Annotated in this window: 14 protein-coding genes and 1 pseudogene; 8 read left to right on the plus strand and 7 right to left on the minus strand. The window is 71.7% G+C overall.

What is annotated here, in order from left to right; genetic code table 11:
* Positions 1–6: 6 nt before the first annotated feature.
* A complete protein-coding gene (locus IE97_RS0107750) occupies positions 7–1,194 on the plus strand; it encodes a C40 family peptidase (RefSeq protein ID WP_030233541.1) in 1,188 nt (395 codons plus the stop codon).
* A gap of 128 nt (positions 1,195–1,322) precedes the next feature.
* Positions 1,323–2,336 (plus strand): membrane protein, encoded by a 1,014-nt coding sequence (locus IE97_RS0107755; RefSeq protein WP_030233544.1) that lies wholly within the window; start codon positions 1,323–1,325, stop codon positions 2,334–2,336.
* Here IE97_RS0107755 and IE97_RS0107760 read toward each other — a convergent pair.
* On the minus strand, positions 2,314–2,667 hold the full coding sequence (locus tag IE97_RS0107760) for a hypothetical protein (protein WP_030233547.1): 354 nt from the start codon (positions 2,665–2,667) through the stop codon (positions 2,314–2,316). The two genes, IE97_RS0107755 and IE97_RS0107760, sit on opposite strands and share 23 nt — an antisense overlap.
* Positions 2,668–3,088: 421 nt before the next feature.
* Here IE97_RS0107760 and IE97_RS0107765 point away from each other — a divergent pair, with 421 nt between their 5' ends.
* The 3 genes and pseudogenes from IE97_RS0107765 (at position 3,089) to IE97_RS0107775 (ending at position 5,201) form a co-directional block, all read left to right on the plus strand.
* Positions 3,089–4,153, plus strand: coding sequence for a C40 family peptidase (locus tag IE97_RS0107765; RefSeq protein ID WP_030233551.1), 1,065 nt, complete (start codon positions 3,089–3,091; stop codon positions 4,151–4,153).
* Positions 4,154–4,170: 17 nt separating this feature from the next.
* Positions 4,171–4,633, plus strand: a pseudogene (locus tag IE97_RS38275) (TetR family transcriptional regulator C-terminal domain-containing protein); the annotation flags it as partial.
* A gap of 1 nt (position 4,634) precedes the next feature.
* Positions 4,635–5,201, plus strand: a complete 567-nt coding sequence (locus tag IE97_RS0107775) for a GNAT family N-acetyltransferase (RefSeq protein WP_030894699.1) — start codon at positions 4,635–4,637, stop codon at positions 5,199–5,201.
* A 15-nt stretch (positions 5,202–5,216) separates the two neighbouring features.
* Here the strand turns inward: IE97_RS0107775 and IE97_RS0107780 are convergent, their stop codons facing one another.
* Positions 5,217–5,960, minus strand: coding sequence for a LuxR C-terminal-related transcriptional regulator (locus IE97_RS0107780; RefSeq protein WP_030233559.1), 744 nt, complete (start codon positions 5,958–5,960; stop codon positions 5,217–5,219).
* Positions 5,957–7,249, minus strand: coding sequence for an ATP-binding protein (locus IE97_RS0107785; protein WP_030233563.1), 1,293 nt, complete (start codon positions 7,247–7,249; stop codon positions 5,957–5,959). Before IE97_RS0107785 ends, IE97_RS0107780 begins: the two co-directional genes overlap by 4 nt.
* 178 nt (positions 7,250–7,427) lie before the next feature.
* Here IE97_RS0107785 and IE97_RS0107790 point away from each other — a divergent pair, with 178 nt between their 5' ends.
* Together IE97_RS0107790 and IE97_RS0107795 are read left to right on the plus strand one after the other, a co-directional pair.
* Positions 7,428–8,894, plus strand: coding sequence for a PspC domain-containing protein (locus IE97_RS0107790; protein WP_030233568.1), 1,467 nt, complete (start codon positions 7,428–7,430; stop codon positions 8,892–8,894).
* Positions 8,881–9,123, plus strand: a complete 243-nt coding sequence (locus IE97_RS0107795; RefSeq protein WP_030233571.1) for a hypothetical protein — start codon at positions 8,881–8,883, stop codon at positions 9,121–9,123. The genes IE97_RS0107790 and IE97_RS0107795 overlap by 14 nt, the downstream gene beginning before the upstream one ends.
* 74 nt (positions 9,124–9,197) lie before the next feature.
* Here IE97_RS0107795 and IE97_RS0107800 read toward each other — a convergent pair whose 3' ends face one another.
* The 3 genes from IE97_RS0107800 to IE97_RS0107810 all read right to left on the minus strand — a co-directional run bounded on the left by IE97_RS0107800 (position 9,198) and on the right by IE97_RS0107810 (position 12,256).
* Positions 9,198–9,728 (minus strand): DoxX family membrane protein, encoded by a 531-nt coding sequence (locus tag IE97_RS0107800; RefSeq protein ID WP_030233574.1) that lies wholly within the window; start codon positions 9,726–9,728, stop codon positions 9,198–9,200.
* Positions 9,729–9,882: 154 nt separating this feature from the next.
* Complete coding sequence (locus tag IE97_RS0107805; RefSeq protein WP_030233577.1) at positions 9,883–11,151, minus strand: hypothetical protein; 1,269 nt, start codon at positions 11,149–11,151, stop codon at positions 9,883–9,885.
* A 310-nt stretch (positions 11,152–11,461) separates the two neighbouring features.
* On the minus strand, positions 11,462–12,256 hold the full coding sequence (locus IE97_RS0107810) for a class II aldolase/adducin family protein (protein WP_030233580.1): 795 nt from the start codon (positions 12,254–12,256) through the stop codon (positions 11,462–11,464).
* Between the two features lie 199 nt (positions 12,257–12,455).
* On the opposite strand from IE97_RS0107810, the gene IE97_RS0107815 reads away from it, so the two are divergent.
* Positions 12,456–12,929, plus strand: a complete 474-nt coding sequence (locus tag IE97_RS0107815; RefSeq protein ID WP_030233585.1) for a pyridoxamine 5'-phosphate oxidase family protein — start codon at positions 12,456–12,458, stop codon at positions 12,927–12,929.
* Positions 12,930–12,939: 10 nt separating this feature from the next.
* On the opposite strand, the gene guaA is transcribed toward IE97_RS0107815, so the two are convergent.
* Complete coding sequence (gene guaA, locus IE97_RS0107820; RefSeq protein ID WP_030233589.1) at positions 12,940–14,520, minus strand: glutamine-hydrolyzing GMP synthase; 1,581 nt, start codon at positions 14,518–14,520, stop codon at positions 12,940–12,942.
* Positions 14,521–14,748 lie beyond the last annotated feature (228 nt).

Raw genomic sequence — 14,748 nt, forward strand, 5'->3', positions numbered from 1 at the left:
CCTCCCTTGGCGTCGCACCGCAAGTCGCGTCCTACGGGTTCGCGCGTGGCAGGCATACGGACCCCCGCCCTGGCAACGGCGGCCCTCACCTCCGTGGCACTGCTGTCCCAGTCGGCCAACGCCGCCCCCGAGGCCGACGACAAGCCCAGCCTCGAGGAAGTCGAGAAGAAGGTCGGTGACCTGTACCGCCAGGCCGGGTCGGCGACCGAGAAGTACAACGCGGCCAAGGAGAAGACCGCGAAGCAGCGCAAGCGCGTCGACACCCTCCTCGACGACGTGGCCCAGCGCACGCAGAAGCTCAACGAGGCGCGGGAGGAGCTGGGTTCCTTCGCCGCCGCCCAGTACCGCACCGGCGCCTCCGCCCCGGACACCGCGACGTTCCTGCTCGCGGACACCCCGCAGGACTACTTCGACCAGACCCAGCTGATGGACCGGATGACCGGCCGTCAGAAGGTCGCCGTCGACGACTACGTCACGCAGCAGGCCGAGACGATGGAGATGCGTCAGGAGGCCGCCGAGAGCCTCGAGACGCTCACCGAGTCGCAGGGCGACCTGAAGACGGCCAAGGCCACCGTCCAGCGGAAACTCGCCGACGCGCGCGAGTTGCTGTCGAAGCTGACCGCCGAGGAGAAGGCACGGCTCGCGGCGATCGAGAAGGAGAAGCAGGAGGAGGCGGCCCGCAAGGCCGCCGAGCTGGCCCGCCAGCAGGCCGAGCAGCAGGCGCAGGCCGAGCAGCAGCAGGCGCAGGCCGAGGCCGCCCAGCAGCAGGAGAGCGGCTCCTCCTCGCCTTCGGGCTCGTCCGCCTCGTCATCGGCCCCGGCCGACTCCTCTTACGCCACCAAGGCCGAAAAGGCGCTCGCCTTCGCCCGTGCCCAGATCGGCAAGCCGTACGTGTGGGGCGCCGTCGGCCCCGGCTCCTACGACTGCTCCGGCCTCACCCAGGCCGCCTGGAAGGCCGCGGGTGTCACCCTGCCGCGCACCACCTACGACCAGGTCAACGCCGGCACCACCGTCCCCATATCCCAGGCGCTCCCCGGTGATCTGGTCTTCTTCTACGACGACGTCACCCACGTCGGGATCTACATCGGCAACGGCATGATGATCCACGCCCCGAAGCCCGGCACCTACGTCCGCGAGGAGTCGGTCTACTACGACGGCGAGTCGTCGATCCACAGCGTGGTGCGGCCGGCCTGAAAGGTCTCGTCCCCGGATCTCGTCCCCGGATGAGGTGCACGCGCGCGTAGGGGCGCTCGCGCGTTTTTCGGGTGCACCGCGCGCGTGCCCCGCTCGGAACGCGCGCGGTGCCTCCTAGCATCGGCCCCATGCCCGCCCCCTCCTCCTTCGCCACCTGGTGGGAACAGCGTGCGCCGGCGGCCAGTGCCGCCGCGCTGGCGACCTGCACGCTGACCGTCGGTCTGGATCTGGCGGGGTACGAGGTCCTCTCCCGTGTCTTCCTCGGTCTGGGCTGCGCGGCCTGGCTGATGCTCGCCGCGGACTTCACCCTGCGGCTGCTGCGGGCAGGGGCGAGGTGGCGGGTCCAGGTGCGGATGCCGTCCGTCCTCGACAGCATGGCGGCGGCCGCTCTCACCACCGTCGCCGCGACGGCCGTCCTGGGCACCGGCTTCTCGGCGGCCGGCTCGCCGTCCCTGGCCGCGACGCTGCTGGTGCCGGCGGTACTGCTCTGGCCGGTGCCGCTCGCCCTCCCCGCGCAGGACGGGGAGCGGCGAAGACCCGGGACGGTGTTCGCGCGCTGCGTGGCCACGCAGGGGCTCGCCGTGCTCGGCGCCGCTCTCGCCGCGGCCGAGTCGGCGGCCTGGCTCGCGCACGGGGCGCTGGTGCTGTTCTGGCTGGGGCTCGTGCTGTACGTCCTCGCCCTGGCCCGTTTCGATGTGCGGCAGGTGGCCGAGGGGCTCGGCGACCACTGGCTCGCGGGCGGTGCGCTCGCCCTCTCGGCCCTGGCCGGGGCGCAGCTGCTCACCGCCGACAGCGCGCGTCTGTACCTGTGGAACGACGACGCCCTCGGCGTCCTGCGCACCGCGACCGTCACCCTGCTCGTGCTCGCGCTGGCCTGGTACGCCGTCCTGCTCGCCGCCGAGTTCGTGTGGCCCCGGCCCCGCACCGACATCCGCCGCTGGGCCACCGTCTTCACCTGGGCCGTCTCGGGGGTGGCGGCACTGGCCGTCGCGGCCGCCCTCGACGTCGGGTGGCTCGACGGCCCCGGAGAGGCGCTGCTGTGGGTCGCGGTGGCCGGCTGGCTCTGTGCCGCCGCCCGGGCGGTCACCGCCGTGCGGGCCGGCGTCCGGCCCGGTCCGGTCAGGTCCAGAGCACGGCGATGAAGACGTTGGCCGTGGTCAGCGCCCCGACCAGGCCGAACAGGCCCTTGTCCACCTTCTCGTCGTCCCGTTTCACATAGACCAGGCCGAGGATCACGATCAGCAGGGCCAGCTTCACACCGATCTTTATGTTGTTCACCGACTGGTCGTCGGCCTGGTTGAGGCCGACCAGGATCACACCGGTGACCAGCATCGTCAGCGCGCCGTGCAGCATCGCGGGGGTGTAGCGGGCGGTGCCGTCGCCCATCGCCTTCATCTGGGTGAGGAAACCGCCCAGGAGCGACGCGATACCGATGATGTGAAGGCCGACGAAGAGGTGGATGAGTACGTCCATGAGGCCGGAGCCTATGAGGGGCTTCGGCGCCCCCCGACACCGGCCCGCCTCATGCACATATATGCGCCCCATAGCACCCGGCCGCCGTCCCCCGCGCATGATTCGGCGCATCGGTCATCACACTGAGTCAAGCCGACGCCGCCAGGGCGGACTCGCGGCCACATACGGTCACCGCCGGTCCTCTCGGGACAGTTCCGCGCACCCGCCGCCGCCCCGCCACGGCGAGGTTTAGCGTCCTCCCCCAGGTGACCGGCTCCCCACCGCCGCCCGGGCCAGGGGCGGCAGTCGGACACCACCGCCGAGAAGGTCCGGCGGCGGTCCGCTTCCCCTGTGCGGGCCGTCGCCGGATGCCCAGGCCGCCCGTCCGCTCCCCAGGCGGCCTACGCACCACAGGCGGTCGAGGAAAGGACGTGGCCCCTAGGTGGCAGCGCACCGCAAGCCCCGCCGGCGCTCCGCGAGCGGCAACACGGCCCGTACGGCCGCCACGATCGCCCTCGCCGGCGCGGCGACCGCGACGGGTCTCGACGGCACCGGACACGCCGAACCACAGCTCACCCCCGGTCAGGTCAAGGCCAAGGTGGACGAGCTGTACCAGGAGGCGGAGGTCGCCACCGAGAAGTACAACGGCGCGAAGGAGAAGGCCGAGCACGCCCGGGAACGCCTGACGGCGCTCCAGGACCGGGCGGCCCGCAAGGAGGAACGGCTCAACACGGCCCGCGACGCCCTGGGTTCCGTCGCCGCCGCGCAGTACCGCGCCGGTGGCATCGACCCCGCACTGCAGCTCGCCCTCTCCGACGATCCCGACCGGTACCTGCAGAACGCCGAGTTCGTCGAGCGAACCGGCGACCGGCAGCGGTCCGCCGTCGCGGGCGTACGCGAGCAGCTCCGGGAGATCGAGCAGCTGCGCGGCGCCGCGCACATCGAGCTGACCTCCCTGAAGTCGCGGCAGACGGAGCTGCGGCGGCACAAGAAGACGATCACCGGCAAGCTGGGCTCCGCACGCCGGCTGCTGTCCCGGCTCACCGTGCAGGAACGTGCCGCCTTCGGCGACGCGCCGGGCACGGACCGCGCCTCACGCTCGACGGCTGTGCGTGACGGCCTGGCCGCCCCCGGGTCCGCCGGCTCGCAGGCACCCAACTCCCGCGCGGCCGCCGCCGTGTCCTACGCCTACCAGAAGCTCGGCAGCCCCTATGTGTGGGGCGCGACCGGCCCGGACGCCTTCGACTGCTCGGGCCTCGTCCAGGCCGCGTACCGCTCCGCGGGCGTCTCCCTGCCCCGCACCACCTACTCCCAGATCGACGCCGGCCGCCGCGTCTCCCGCTCCGAGCTTCTCCCCGGCGACCTGGTGTTCTTCTACGCCGGCATCAGCCACGTCGGCATCTACGTGGGCAACGGCCGGATGATCCACGCCCCGAACCCCTCCGCCCCCGTACGGGTGGCCCCGCTCGACGAGATGCCGTTCGTGGGCGCGACGCGGGTGGTGTGAGGGCTGAGGGCTGTCTCCAGACCAAGGAGAAGTTGCTGCTCTTCGGGCTCGAGCGTCTGGCGGAGAGATTCGGGAGCGGGTGTCCGCCCGTGTACGGAACGCCGGGGACAGTCCAGGTCCGCGCGCGGTGGCCGAGGCGCTGCTGATGGCGGCGCTGCCGACAGACGACGAGAGCCGCACCTTCCCCAACCGCTACACGCCCTACGCAATTCTGGCCGTGAACGACCCGACGCTCGCAGCCCAGCCCTTCATCGGGAACCCTGATGCCGCCGAAGACGCCCTGACCGAACTCCTCCGGCAGGCGCAAGAAGCGGCACTGCTCGAGCCCGGCGTGGACCGTGGTTGGAGGCAGCCGGCCTGTTTGCCATGTCTGCGGGACTCGGCACCAGTATCCTCGTCGGCCAGCGAAGCCCGGAGTCCGCGACCACCGTGCTGAACCACCACCTGAACCGAATCTTCCGCACCGGTGAAGAGGTCTGACATGAGTGACCGGAGCCCGGCAGCCGTTGAGCTGCGGACCGCCCGGCTGTTGCTGAGACGCCCGACCGCAGCCGATATCGATGCGATCTTCGCCGTCCACCGCGATCCTGAGACCTGTACCCACAACCCGTCCGACGCGCTCACCCGGTTCGAGGAAGCAGAGGCGCTCTACCAGCGCTGGGACGACCAGTGGCAGCGGTACGGCTACGGGTACTGGGTTGTCCGGCTCCACGGTTCCGCTCAGCAGCTTGGATTCTGCGGAATCAAGCCCATGGAACTGCACGAGACCCCCGTCCTGAATCTCTTCTACCGTTTCGCCACCTCAGCCTGGGGCCGAGGCTTCGCCGGTGAAGCCGCAGCCGCAGTTGTCACCTGGGCGTCCCATCACCTGCCCGACCTTCCGCTGATCGCCCGCGTTCGACCAGCCAACGTCGCTTCTCAGCGCGTGGCGATACGCGCCGGGCTCAGCCGAGCGCAGCATCTCGACACCGAGGGATACGACGGCTTCGACTGGATCTACAGCTACGGAACAGCCGGGATGGTTGTCGCTCGCGGCGCGGCCGAGTAGCTCACGGCCCCGGGATCACACCAGCCGGCGAGCCGTCGCCCAGCGCGTCAGCTCGTGCCGGTTGGAGAGCTGGAGCTTGCGCAGGACCGCGGAGACGTGCGACTCGACCGTCTTCACGGAGATGAACAGCTGCTTGGCGATCTCCTTGTACGCATAGCCGCGGGCGATGAGCCGCAGCACCTCGCGCTCGCGCTGGGTCAGGCGGTCCAGGTCCTCGTCGACCGGCGGCGCGTCCGTGGAGGCGAAGGCGTCGAGGACGAAGCCGGCCAGCCGCGGGGAGAAGACGGCGTCGCCCTCCTGGACGCGGAAGACGGAGTCGACGAGATCCGTGCCGGTGATCGTCTTGGTGACGTATCCGCGGGCGCCGCCGCGGATCACGCCGATCACGTCCTCCGCCGCGTCCGACACGGACAGGGCGAGGAAGCGGACGGGCCGCTCGGTGTCGGCCATCAACGCGGCACAACGGCGCAGCACTTCCACACCGCCGCCCCCGGGCAGATGCACGTCGAGGAGGACCACCTCGGGCCGGGTCGCGGTGATGACCGTGACCGCCTGGTCGACGTCCGCGGCCTCGCCGACGACCTCGACACCGGTCTGCTCGGTCTGCCCGATCTCGGCCTGGACACCCGTACGGAACATGCGGTGATCGTCCACGAGGACCACGCGCACGCGACGCCCACCGGTGCCGCCGCCCGACTCCGCGGGCCCGGCCGCCCCCGCCGGTCCCGCCGTACCGTTCGCCTCGGTCGGGTCGCTCATGACGTCTTCTCCGCCCTCTCCATCTCCAGCTCGACCTCCGTGCCGCCGTCCGGCACCGCGCGCAGCCGCGCCGTGCCGCCGTTGCGCTCCATGCGGCCGATGATCGATTCTCTGACACCCATCCGGTCGGCGGGTATCGAGTCGAGGTCGAAGCCGGGGCCGCGGTCCCGGACGGACACGAACACCGTCTTCCCCTCGACCTCGGCATAGACCTGTACGGCGCCGCCCTCGCCACCGTACTTGGCGGCGTTCACCATCGCTTCACGCGCGGCCTGCATCTGTGCGCCGATCCCCTCGTCGAGCGGGCAGTCACCGACGACCACGACCTCGATGGGCACGCCGTGCTTGTCCTCCACCTCGGCCGCGTTGCGCCGCACCGCGTCGGCGAGCGTGTTGGGCTCGTCGGCCTCGTCCTTGCCGGTGCCCTCGGGTTTGTACAGCCAGGTGCGCAGGTCGCGCTCCTGGGCGCGGGCGAGGCGGCGCACCTCGTTCGCGTTCTCCGCGTTGCGCTGGATCAGGGTGAGGGTGTGCAGGACCGAGTCGTGCACATGGGCGGCGACCTCCGCGCGCTCCTGGGCACGGATACGCATCAGCCGCTCCTCGGAGAGGTCCTGCGTCATGCGCACCAGATACGGCCCGGCGAGCAGGGTTATGCCGACGAGGACCGCGAGAGCCGCCTGCAGCACGGAGCCGAGGTGAGCCACGGAGCCCTGCATGACGAAGATGCCGGAGACCCCGGCCGTCACCAGCAGCACCCCGCCCACGGCGCGCAGCAACGTGACCGTGCGCCGGCGGCTGCCGACCTCGACCCAGCGGGCCCGGCGGGAGTTGTCCGCCTGTCGCCAGACCAGGGCGACACCCGCGCCGACCAGCACCGCCGGCCAGAGGTACGCCCTGGCGCCGCCGCTCAAGTTCACGTTGCCCACGAAGATCATGGCCACGACGACCATGAGGAGCAGGGCCACGATCTGGCCCTTGTCGGGCCTGCGGGCGACGAGCCTGCGGCGGCCGTCCGGTGCGGTCTCCGTGGCGACCAGCGACGGCGGCTTCTGCGCCTCGACCCCGCCGACTCCGAGCGGGACGAAGAACCAGAACGCGGCGTACAGCAGCGCACCGAGGCCGTCGGCCATGAAGAGGCCGACGAAGACGAGCCGCAGCCAGATCACGGGAAGCCCGAGGTGCCCCGCGAGCCCCCGCGCCACTCCACCGAGCCAGCGTCCGTCACTGCTGCGGTAGAGCTTGCGCGGCGGCCGCGGTTCGGCGAGTGGCGCTGCTGCGGCTTCCGACATGCCACTGATGGTCACACGGCCGGAGGACGGGAGCATCAGGGTCGGCCCCGGAGACTCCCCTGATCTTCGCGAGCCCGCCCGTCGAACGCTTCCCGAGCGGTCCCTCAGGGCCGATATCAGGGTCCGGCCAGGGTCATTCCGACTGCCGCCGCGCCACCGCGCCCGTCACCATGGACCCATGACCGATCACGAGCACGCCGCGACGGGTCCGGGACCCGGCTCCGGCCCGCGCCCCACGCCGGGCGCCGGGCCGCAGGATGCCGCGCCCGCCGCGGGAGAGGGGAGGGGAAGTTCCGACGCGGCCGGTCCGGCCGGGGAAGCCACCCCGCCCGGGCCGCCCCACAGGTTCCGGCGCGACCGCCGCTTCAAGGTCCTGGCCGGCGTCTGCGCCGGGCTCGGGCGGCAGTGCGACATGGACCCGGTGATCTTCCGGATCACCCTCGCGGTGCTCTCCGCCACCGGCGGCATAGGCCTGCTCTTCTACGGCTTCGCCTGGCTCTTCGTCCCGTACGACGACGAGGACGAGAACGAGGTGCGCAGGCTCCTGACCGGCCGGGTCGACGGCCAGGCACTGGCCGCCGTGCTGTTCGCCCTGGTCGGCTGCGGGGTGTTCCTGACCATGCTGAACAACGGCGGGGTGCTGGCCTTCGCCGTCGTCCTCTCCCTCCTCCTCGCCGGCGCCGGCACCTGGTCCCGGCGACGCGGCGCCCCCGGCCCCGGTCCTGACCCAGGCTCTCGGCCGCGCTCTAGCAGGGGAGTCCCCATCGCCGCCCAGGCGGCCGCCGACGCACCACCGGAGCCGCAGGCCCCGCCGGTGCCCGCCGCGTTCCCCTCCTGGTGGCGTGACCCCGTCGTCAAGGACGGCGCGTCCGTCGGGGGCACGGGCTACCTGTGGGGCCCCCGCGACTACCGCGACGTGGATGCCGCGGCAGCCATCAACATCAGCCGCGGCGTCGTGCGCGGCGACCGTGAGGACGTGCCCGTCCCGCGCGCCCGGCCGCCCAAGCCGCGCGGCCCCCGTTGGATCGGAGGCTGGGTCTTCCTGCTGGCGATGCTCGCGGGCGTCCTGGGCACGAGCCTCACCTGGGACGGACACCCGCTCGGCACCAGCCTGCAGACCGGCCTGGCCTGTTCGCTCACCGTGCTGGGCCTGGGCATAGCGGTCAGCGCCTTCCTGGGACGGACCGGCGCGGGCTCGATACTCCTGGCGGTCGTCACGGCCGGACTGCTCGCCGGATCGGCGGCGCTGCCCAAGGACATCGGCACACAGTGGAACCGCACGACCTGGCGGCCCGCCGCGGTGGCGGAGGTACGGCACCAGTACGACCTGGGCACCGGCGTCGGCACCCTGGACCTGACCCGGCTGGACCTGACCGGGAAACAGACCGTGACGACCCGGGCGGCGGTGGGCGTGGGCCGGGTGAAGGTGCTCGTGCCCGAGGACGTGACCGTGCGGCTGAGGGTCGACGTAGGGGTCGGAGATCTCCAGCTGCCGGGTGACGACCCGAAGGACGTGGACGTGAAACCGGGCCGGCACAAGGAGATAACCCTCTCCCCCGCCGGGAACGTCAGAAAGTCCGGGACCGTCGACCTGGACCTCCAGGTCGGCATGGGACAGGCGGAGGTGACCCGTGCTGCGTCATGAATTCCAGCCCGGAAAGCTGCTCGGGGGCGCGGTCCTCACTCTGGTGGGCGTCCTCTACGCCGGTGACGCGGGCGGCGCCTGGGAGACACCGTGGTTCGTGGCGATACCCCTCGTCGCGGGCGGGCTGTGCCTGGCCGGTGCGGTGGCGTTCGTCACGGGCCGCGTACACCGGCGGCGCGAGGCGGGCCGCACGGCCACCGATGAACCGGGCCCGGACCTGACCTTCTGACGGCCGGCCACGCCACGCCACGCCCGCCCGCCCGCTCGTCCGGCAGGACCCGCCCACCACCCAGCCCGTTGCCGCTACCGGAAATCCGCTGCCCGCTGCCGTCGTCGTGACCGCAGGGCGGCGTCCAGGGAAAGCAGGGGGGCGCCCGCGAGGACGAGGGGGATCCAGGCCATGAGGTAGACGAGGTCGTTGCCGTAGTAGTACGGGTCGGACGCCCAGCTCACGGTCAGCCACAGGCTGAGGGAGATCAGGGCGCCGCCGAGTGCGGCCAGTCGGGCGAGCAGACCGAGCAGGGTGCCGATGCCGACGGCCAGTTCGCCGAAGGCGATGGCGTAGCCGAAGCCGACGGGGTTTTTCAGGGAGAGGTCGACCAGGGCGGGAATGGCGGAGGAGTCGCGGACGGCACGCATCATGTCGCCGATCGATCCCGGACCGGCTTCCTTCATGAAGGCGCTGTCGGTGAGTTTGTCCAGGCCGGCGTAGATGAAGGTGACGCCGAGGAAGACGCGCAGAGGAAGGAGGGCGTAGCGGCCGACGGTATCCCGCCACCCTCCGTCACCACGGTAGTGGGGAGTGTACGTGTCCGTTCGCATACCGTGAGTCATCGCTGGTAGCCGCCTCTCGCCCGCCGGTGCCGAGACCCCCTCAACAGACCATACGTACGACAACCGAAACCGGCTCAACCCCGTTGCGACGGCTTTTTTCCGACTTGCCCTGTCGCGTCGCGTGTGCCGAGCTGACCGACCGGACCGTCAGTGGTCAGTCCGCCACATCAACTGCATACCGGTTCGTCTCCACTCCGGCCGCCGTGACCACCTGCACCTCCACCCGCCCCGGCTCCACGTCCGCCGGCACCGGCACCGTCAGCAGCGTGTCCGTCGGGTTGCTGAAGCCGCCGGGGACAGGCACCAGCGGCACGTGGACGTGCACCGCACCGACCCGGACGATCATCCGGGCCAGCCGGTCGGCGCCCTGCGCGCCCGGCGGCACGAAACCGGCGCCCCGGATCTCGATGTCGTCGCCCGTGCGGATCGGCGCGTCCAGGTCGCCGGCCTCCCGCGACCGCACGACGGAGAGGATGACCGGTCGGCCGCCCTCCGCGTACTTGCCGGCCAGGTACGTCACGGCCGACACCAGGACCACCACCGCCAGCCCCCACGGCAGGTCCGGCAACTGGTCCGGCCTCCGGGCCAGTCGTACCGCCGCGAAGACAAGGGCGGCACCGCTGATCACGACGTACTGGATGTCGGCGAAGGTGCCGCGCCCCGCGTCGTCGGTCAGCAGGTCGGCCGCTCGCGGCCGGTCGGCGCGCACCTTCTGCAGGCGTTGCCCCAGCACCCGCACCCCGACCACCCGCCGCACGAGGACGGCGATCCCGCACACCACGGCGAGCACGGTCACGACCCCGGCCCCCCGGGCGAGTTCCAGCCCGGAGATGAGCGTGTCGCGCTCCTCGGGCCGGGAGGCGGCGGCCAGCCGTCCCGCCAGCACGAGCACCGAGTAGGCCACGAAGAGCACCCATGCCGCGGCGACCGCACGGGAGGTGGACAGACGGTTGTCCTCACCGATCACGGGTGCGAGCGCACCACCCTTCGCCCGGTGGAACCACGACGCCGCCGTCAGCGCACCGGCCACGACCAGCGCCGCGGCCAGGCCGGCCGTCCGCGCCACCGTCCAGCCCGCACCGACCGCCGTGAGGGCCTGCCCGAGCAGCAGCAGCACGACCGCCGCCCAGACCACACCGGTGGTGCGGCGCCACAGCCGGGTCAGCCAGGCCTGGCCCTCGGCGCGTCCGCGCTCGGCGACGAGTCCCGCGGACTGCGCCAGTTCCTCCGAGACCCACTGGCGGGAGGCCGAGGCGGAGTGGGCCACAGCGGCCGGCAGCCCCTGGCCGGCCGCGAACTCGTCGCGCCTGCGCAGGAACGCGGCGACGGCCCTCCGGTGCCCCTCACGCGCCCCGTGCGGACAGTCCCCACAGGCGCACCCGCCCCCGTGCGCACCGTCATGCCCGCCCGCCCAGCCGCTCACAGCCCCACCTGAGTACCCGCCGGCACGCCCACCGGCGTACCGACCTGTATAAGCACCCGCATCCGCGCCCACATCCGCGTACGCTCCCGCGTCCGCGCCGCTCTGTCCCGCCTCGCGCACCGCCACGCCCGACGCCCGCCTTCCCGCGACCCAACCACCGTCGGCCTTCCGGACCCCGGAAACACCGCTGTGCAACTCCCCTGCGATGACAGCGAATTGTGCCCTATGCAACCCGGTCCACGTCCGCCCTCTCCGGTCAACATGGGTGAACTTCGGCGCGCCGTGTTGACCTGGCCGCGGAGCGGGGGCGCTAGTTCAGCAGATCCGGCTCACTCCGGCTGACCTCCTGCCACATCGGCTGGTAGTTGATCCACGCCACCAGGTCGCCGCCCAGCTGCTCCCGCGTCGCCACCGCCATCCGATGGTCGATCCGGACCGGCCGCCCGGCGGCCTGGGCGGTCAGCTGTACCTGGCAGCACCGTTCCATCGACACGAACCACCAGGCCGCCGCGTCCACCGAGTCGCCGACGGTCAGCAGGCCGTGGTTGCGCAGCACGAGCGCCTTGCGGGAGCCGAGCACGGCGGCGATGCGCCGCCCTTCCTCGGCGTCTACGGCGACGCCGGTGTACGAGTCGTAGAGGGCGTGGTCCTCGTAGAAGGCGCAGCTCTCCTGCGTGATCGGCTCCAGCAGGTCACCGAGGGCCGAGAGCGCCCGTCCGTGCACCGAGTGGCAGTGAGCGACCGCGACCACGTCGGGACGGGCGGCGTGGACCTGCGCGTGCACGGTGAACGCGGCCTGGTTGACGTGGTAGGCGCCGTCGACGACCTGACCGTCCTGGTTGGCCAGGACGAGGTCGCCCACGGTGACGTGCCGGAAGGGCATTCCGAACGGGTTGACCCAGAAGCAGTCGGTGTACTCGGGGTCGCGGGCGGTGATGTGGCCGGACACGCCGTCCTCGTAGCCGAGCCGCCCGAAGAGCCGCAGGGCGCCCGCGAGCCGTTCCTTGCGGTGCCGGCGTTCGTCCTCGACCGACTCGTGCATGGGCGGCATCGCGAACCGCAGTTGGTCGGTGGGCAGCGGCAGGGGCGGGGTGGGCCCGTGCATAGGTCCTCCAGCGCTGGTTCCTCGTACGGGGCGGAAGCTACCGCCGGTCGGGCGGGGAAGAACAGAACCATCTCGTGAAGATGGGGCGAGTGCCCCACGGGCGCCTGTGCGCACCTGTGCGCACCCCTTTTCGCCTCGGTCTCCCGTACCCCACGAATAGCCGACAGTGGATGTCGGGTTTCGGCGCCACACTCTCCGTATGACAGCGAACTGGGCGGCCTTCGCCACCGCCGAACCCGACCTGGCCGGCACCGTCGAGAAGCGCTTCGGCGGCTACACGCACCACGTCCTCGCCACCCTCCGCAAGGACGGCTCGCCCCGCACGAGCGGCCTGGAGGTGAGGATCCTGGGCGGCGAACTGTGGCTCGGCATGATGTCGGGCTCGCTCAAGGCCCTCGACCTGCGCCGCGACCCGCGCTTCGCGCTCCAGGCGAACCCGGGCGAGGGCACCGGCATGGGCGGCGGCGACGTCCGGATCAGCGGCCGGGCGATCGAGGTCGACGACGTGGAGACCAAGGCCGGATACGTCCGAGAGGTGGAACCGCCGGAGCCGTTCCACCTCTTCCGCACCGAGCTGACGGAGGTCGTCCGCACCTACGTCGAGGACGACAAGTACCTCGTCGTCCAGATCTGGACGCCCGGCAATCCCCTGCGCACCGTCAAGCGCACCTAGCCAGGGGTCGTCACTCCCACTCGATCGTCCCCGGCGGCTTCGAGGTCACGTCGAGGACGACGCGGTTGACGTCCCGCACCTCGTTGGTGATCCGGGTGGAGATCCGCCCGAGCACGTCGTAGGGCAGGCGCGACCAGTCGGCGGTCATGGCGTCCTCGGACGACACGGGGCGCAGCACGATCGGGTGGCCGTAGGTGCGGCCGTCGCCCTGGACGCCGACGCTGCGGACGTCGGCGAGCAGGACCACCGGGCACTGCCAGATGTCACGGTCGAGGCCGGCCGCGGTCAGCTCCTCGCGGGCGATGGCGTCGGCCTCGCGCAGCAGGTCCAGGCGTTCCTTGGTGACCTCGCCGACGATGCGGATGCCGAGGCCGGGGCCGGGGAACGGCTGGCGCTGGACGATCTCGTCCGGCAGGCCGAGCTCCTGGCCGACCATGCGGACCTCGTCCTTGAACAGCTTGCGCAGCGGCTCGATCAGCTTGAACTCGAGGTCCTCGGGCAGGCCGCCCACGTTGTGGTGGGACTTGATGTTGGCGGTACCGGTGCCGCCGCCGGACTCGACCACGTCCGGGTAGAGGGTGCCCTGGACGAGGAACTCCACGGCCGGGCCCTGGTCGGCGATGATCTCGGCCTGGGCCTGCTCGAAGACCCGGATGAACTCCCGGCCGATGATCTTCCGCTTCTCCTCGGGGTCCGAGACGCCCTTCAGAGCGGTCAGGAACCGCTCCTCCGCGTCCACGACCTTCAGCTGCACGCCGGTCGCGGCCACGAAGTCCTTCTCGACCTGCTCGGTCTCGCCCTTGCGCATCAGGCCGTGGTCGACGTACACGCAGGTCAGCTGGGAGCCGATGGCCTTCTGGACGAGGGCGGCGGCGACGGCGGAGTCCACACCGCCGGACAGCCCGCAGATGGCGCGCCGGTCGCCGACCTGCTCGCGGATGGCGGCGACCTGCTCCTCGATCACGTTGCCGGTCGTCCAGTTCGGCGTGAGACCCGCGCCCCGGTACAGGAAGTGCTCCAGCACCTGCTGCCCGTGCGTGGAGTGCATCACCTCGGGGTGGTACTGGACGCCGTAGAGCTTCTTCTCGTCGTTCTCGAAGGCCGCGACCGGCACGACGTCCGTGGAGGCCGTGACGGAGAAGCCCTCGGGGGCGGCGGAGCAGGCGTCGCCGTGGGACATCCAGACGGCCTGCTCGGCGGGGGTGCCCTCGAAGAGGGTGGAGGACGACTTGGAGACGTGCAGGTCGGTGCGGCCGTACTCGCGGGCGCCGGTGTTGTCGACGGTGCCGCCGAGGGTCTGCGCCATCAGCTGGAAGCCGTAGCACATGCCGAAGACGGGGACGCCGGCCTCGAAGAGCTCGCGGTCCAGGCGGGGGGCGCCCTTCTCGTACACCGACGAGGGGCCGCCGGAGAGGATGATCGCCGCGGGGTTCTTCGCGAGCATCTCCTGGACCGGCATGGTGCTCGGCACGATCTCGCTGTAGACCCGCGCCTCGCGGACGCGACGGGCGATGAGCTGGGCGTACTGCGCGCCGAAGTCGACGACCAGAACGGTCTCGGCGGCGCTGGCAGCGGGAGTCGCTGATGACACGGGGTGCCTTCCGGCGGTGGGGCGGGGGTCTTGTGCCACCTGATTCTACCGGGGTGTCACCGGGCGCCTTCCGGGCGCCGGGGATCGAGGTCGTCTCAGGATGCGAGCCGCGTTGGACACCTCCGGGGCGCGGGGCATACTTGCCCCATGCTCACGCACCAGACGTTCGTCTTTACCTATGGCACCCGGCCCGCCGGCTGCCATGGTCGTGCTGCTTGAGCAACTGAC

The sequence above is a fragment of the Streptomyces sp. NRRL S-455 genome (genome assembly GCF_000717875.1).
In the GTDB taxonomy this organism is placed as follows: domain Bacteria; phylum Actinomycetota; class Actinomycetes; order Streptomycetales; family Streptomycetaceae; genus Streptomyces.

Excerpts from the sequence above, each read along its gene's own strand:
- IE97_RS0107755 (WP_030233544.1), top strand. The coding sequence starts at position 1,323 with ATGCCCGCCCCCTCCTCCTTCGCCACCTGGTGGGAACAGCGTGCGCCG.
- IE97_RS0107760 (WP_030233547.1), bottom strand. The coding sequence starts at position 2,667 with ATGGACGTACTCATCCACCTCTTCGTCGGCCTTCACATCATCGGTATC.
- IE97_RS0107775 (WP_030894699.1), top strand. The coding sequence starts at position 4,635 with ATGAGTGACCGGAGCCCGGCAGCCGTTGAGCTGCGGACCGCCCGGCTG.
- IE97_RS0107780 (WP_030233559.1), bottom strand. The coding sequence starts at position 5,960 with ATGAGCGACCCGACCGAGGCGAACGGTACGGCGGGACCGGCGGGGGCG.
- IE97_RS0107785 (WP_030233563.1), bottom strand. The coding sequence starts at position 7,249 with ATGTCGGAAGCCGCAGCAGCGCCACTCGCCGAACCGCGGCCGCCGCGC.
- IE97_RS0107790 (WP_030233568.1), top strand. The coding sequence starts at position 7,428 with ATGACCGATCACGAGCACGCCGCGACGGGTCCGGGACCCGGCTCCGGC.
- IE97_RS0107800 (WP_030233574.1), bottom strand. The coding sequence starts at position 9,728 with ATGACTCACGGTATGCGAACGGACACGTACACTCCCCACTACCGTGGT.
- IE97_RS0107810 (WP_030233580.1), bottom strand. The coding sequence starts at position 12,256 with ATGCACGGGCCCACCCCGCCCCTGCCGCTGCCCACCGACCAACTGCGG.
- IE97_RS0107815 (WP_030233585.1), top strand. The coding sequence starts at position 12,456 with ATGACAGCGAACTGGGCGGCCTTCGCCACCGCCGAACCCGACCTGGCC.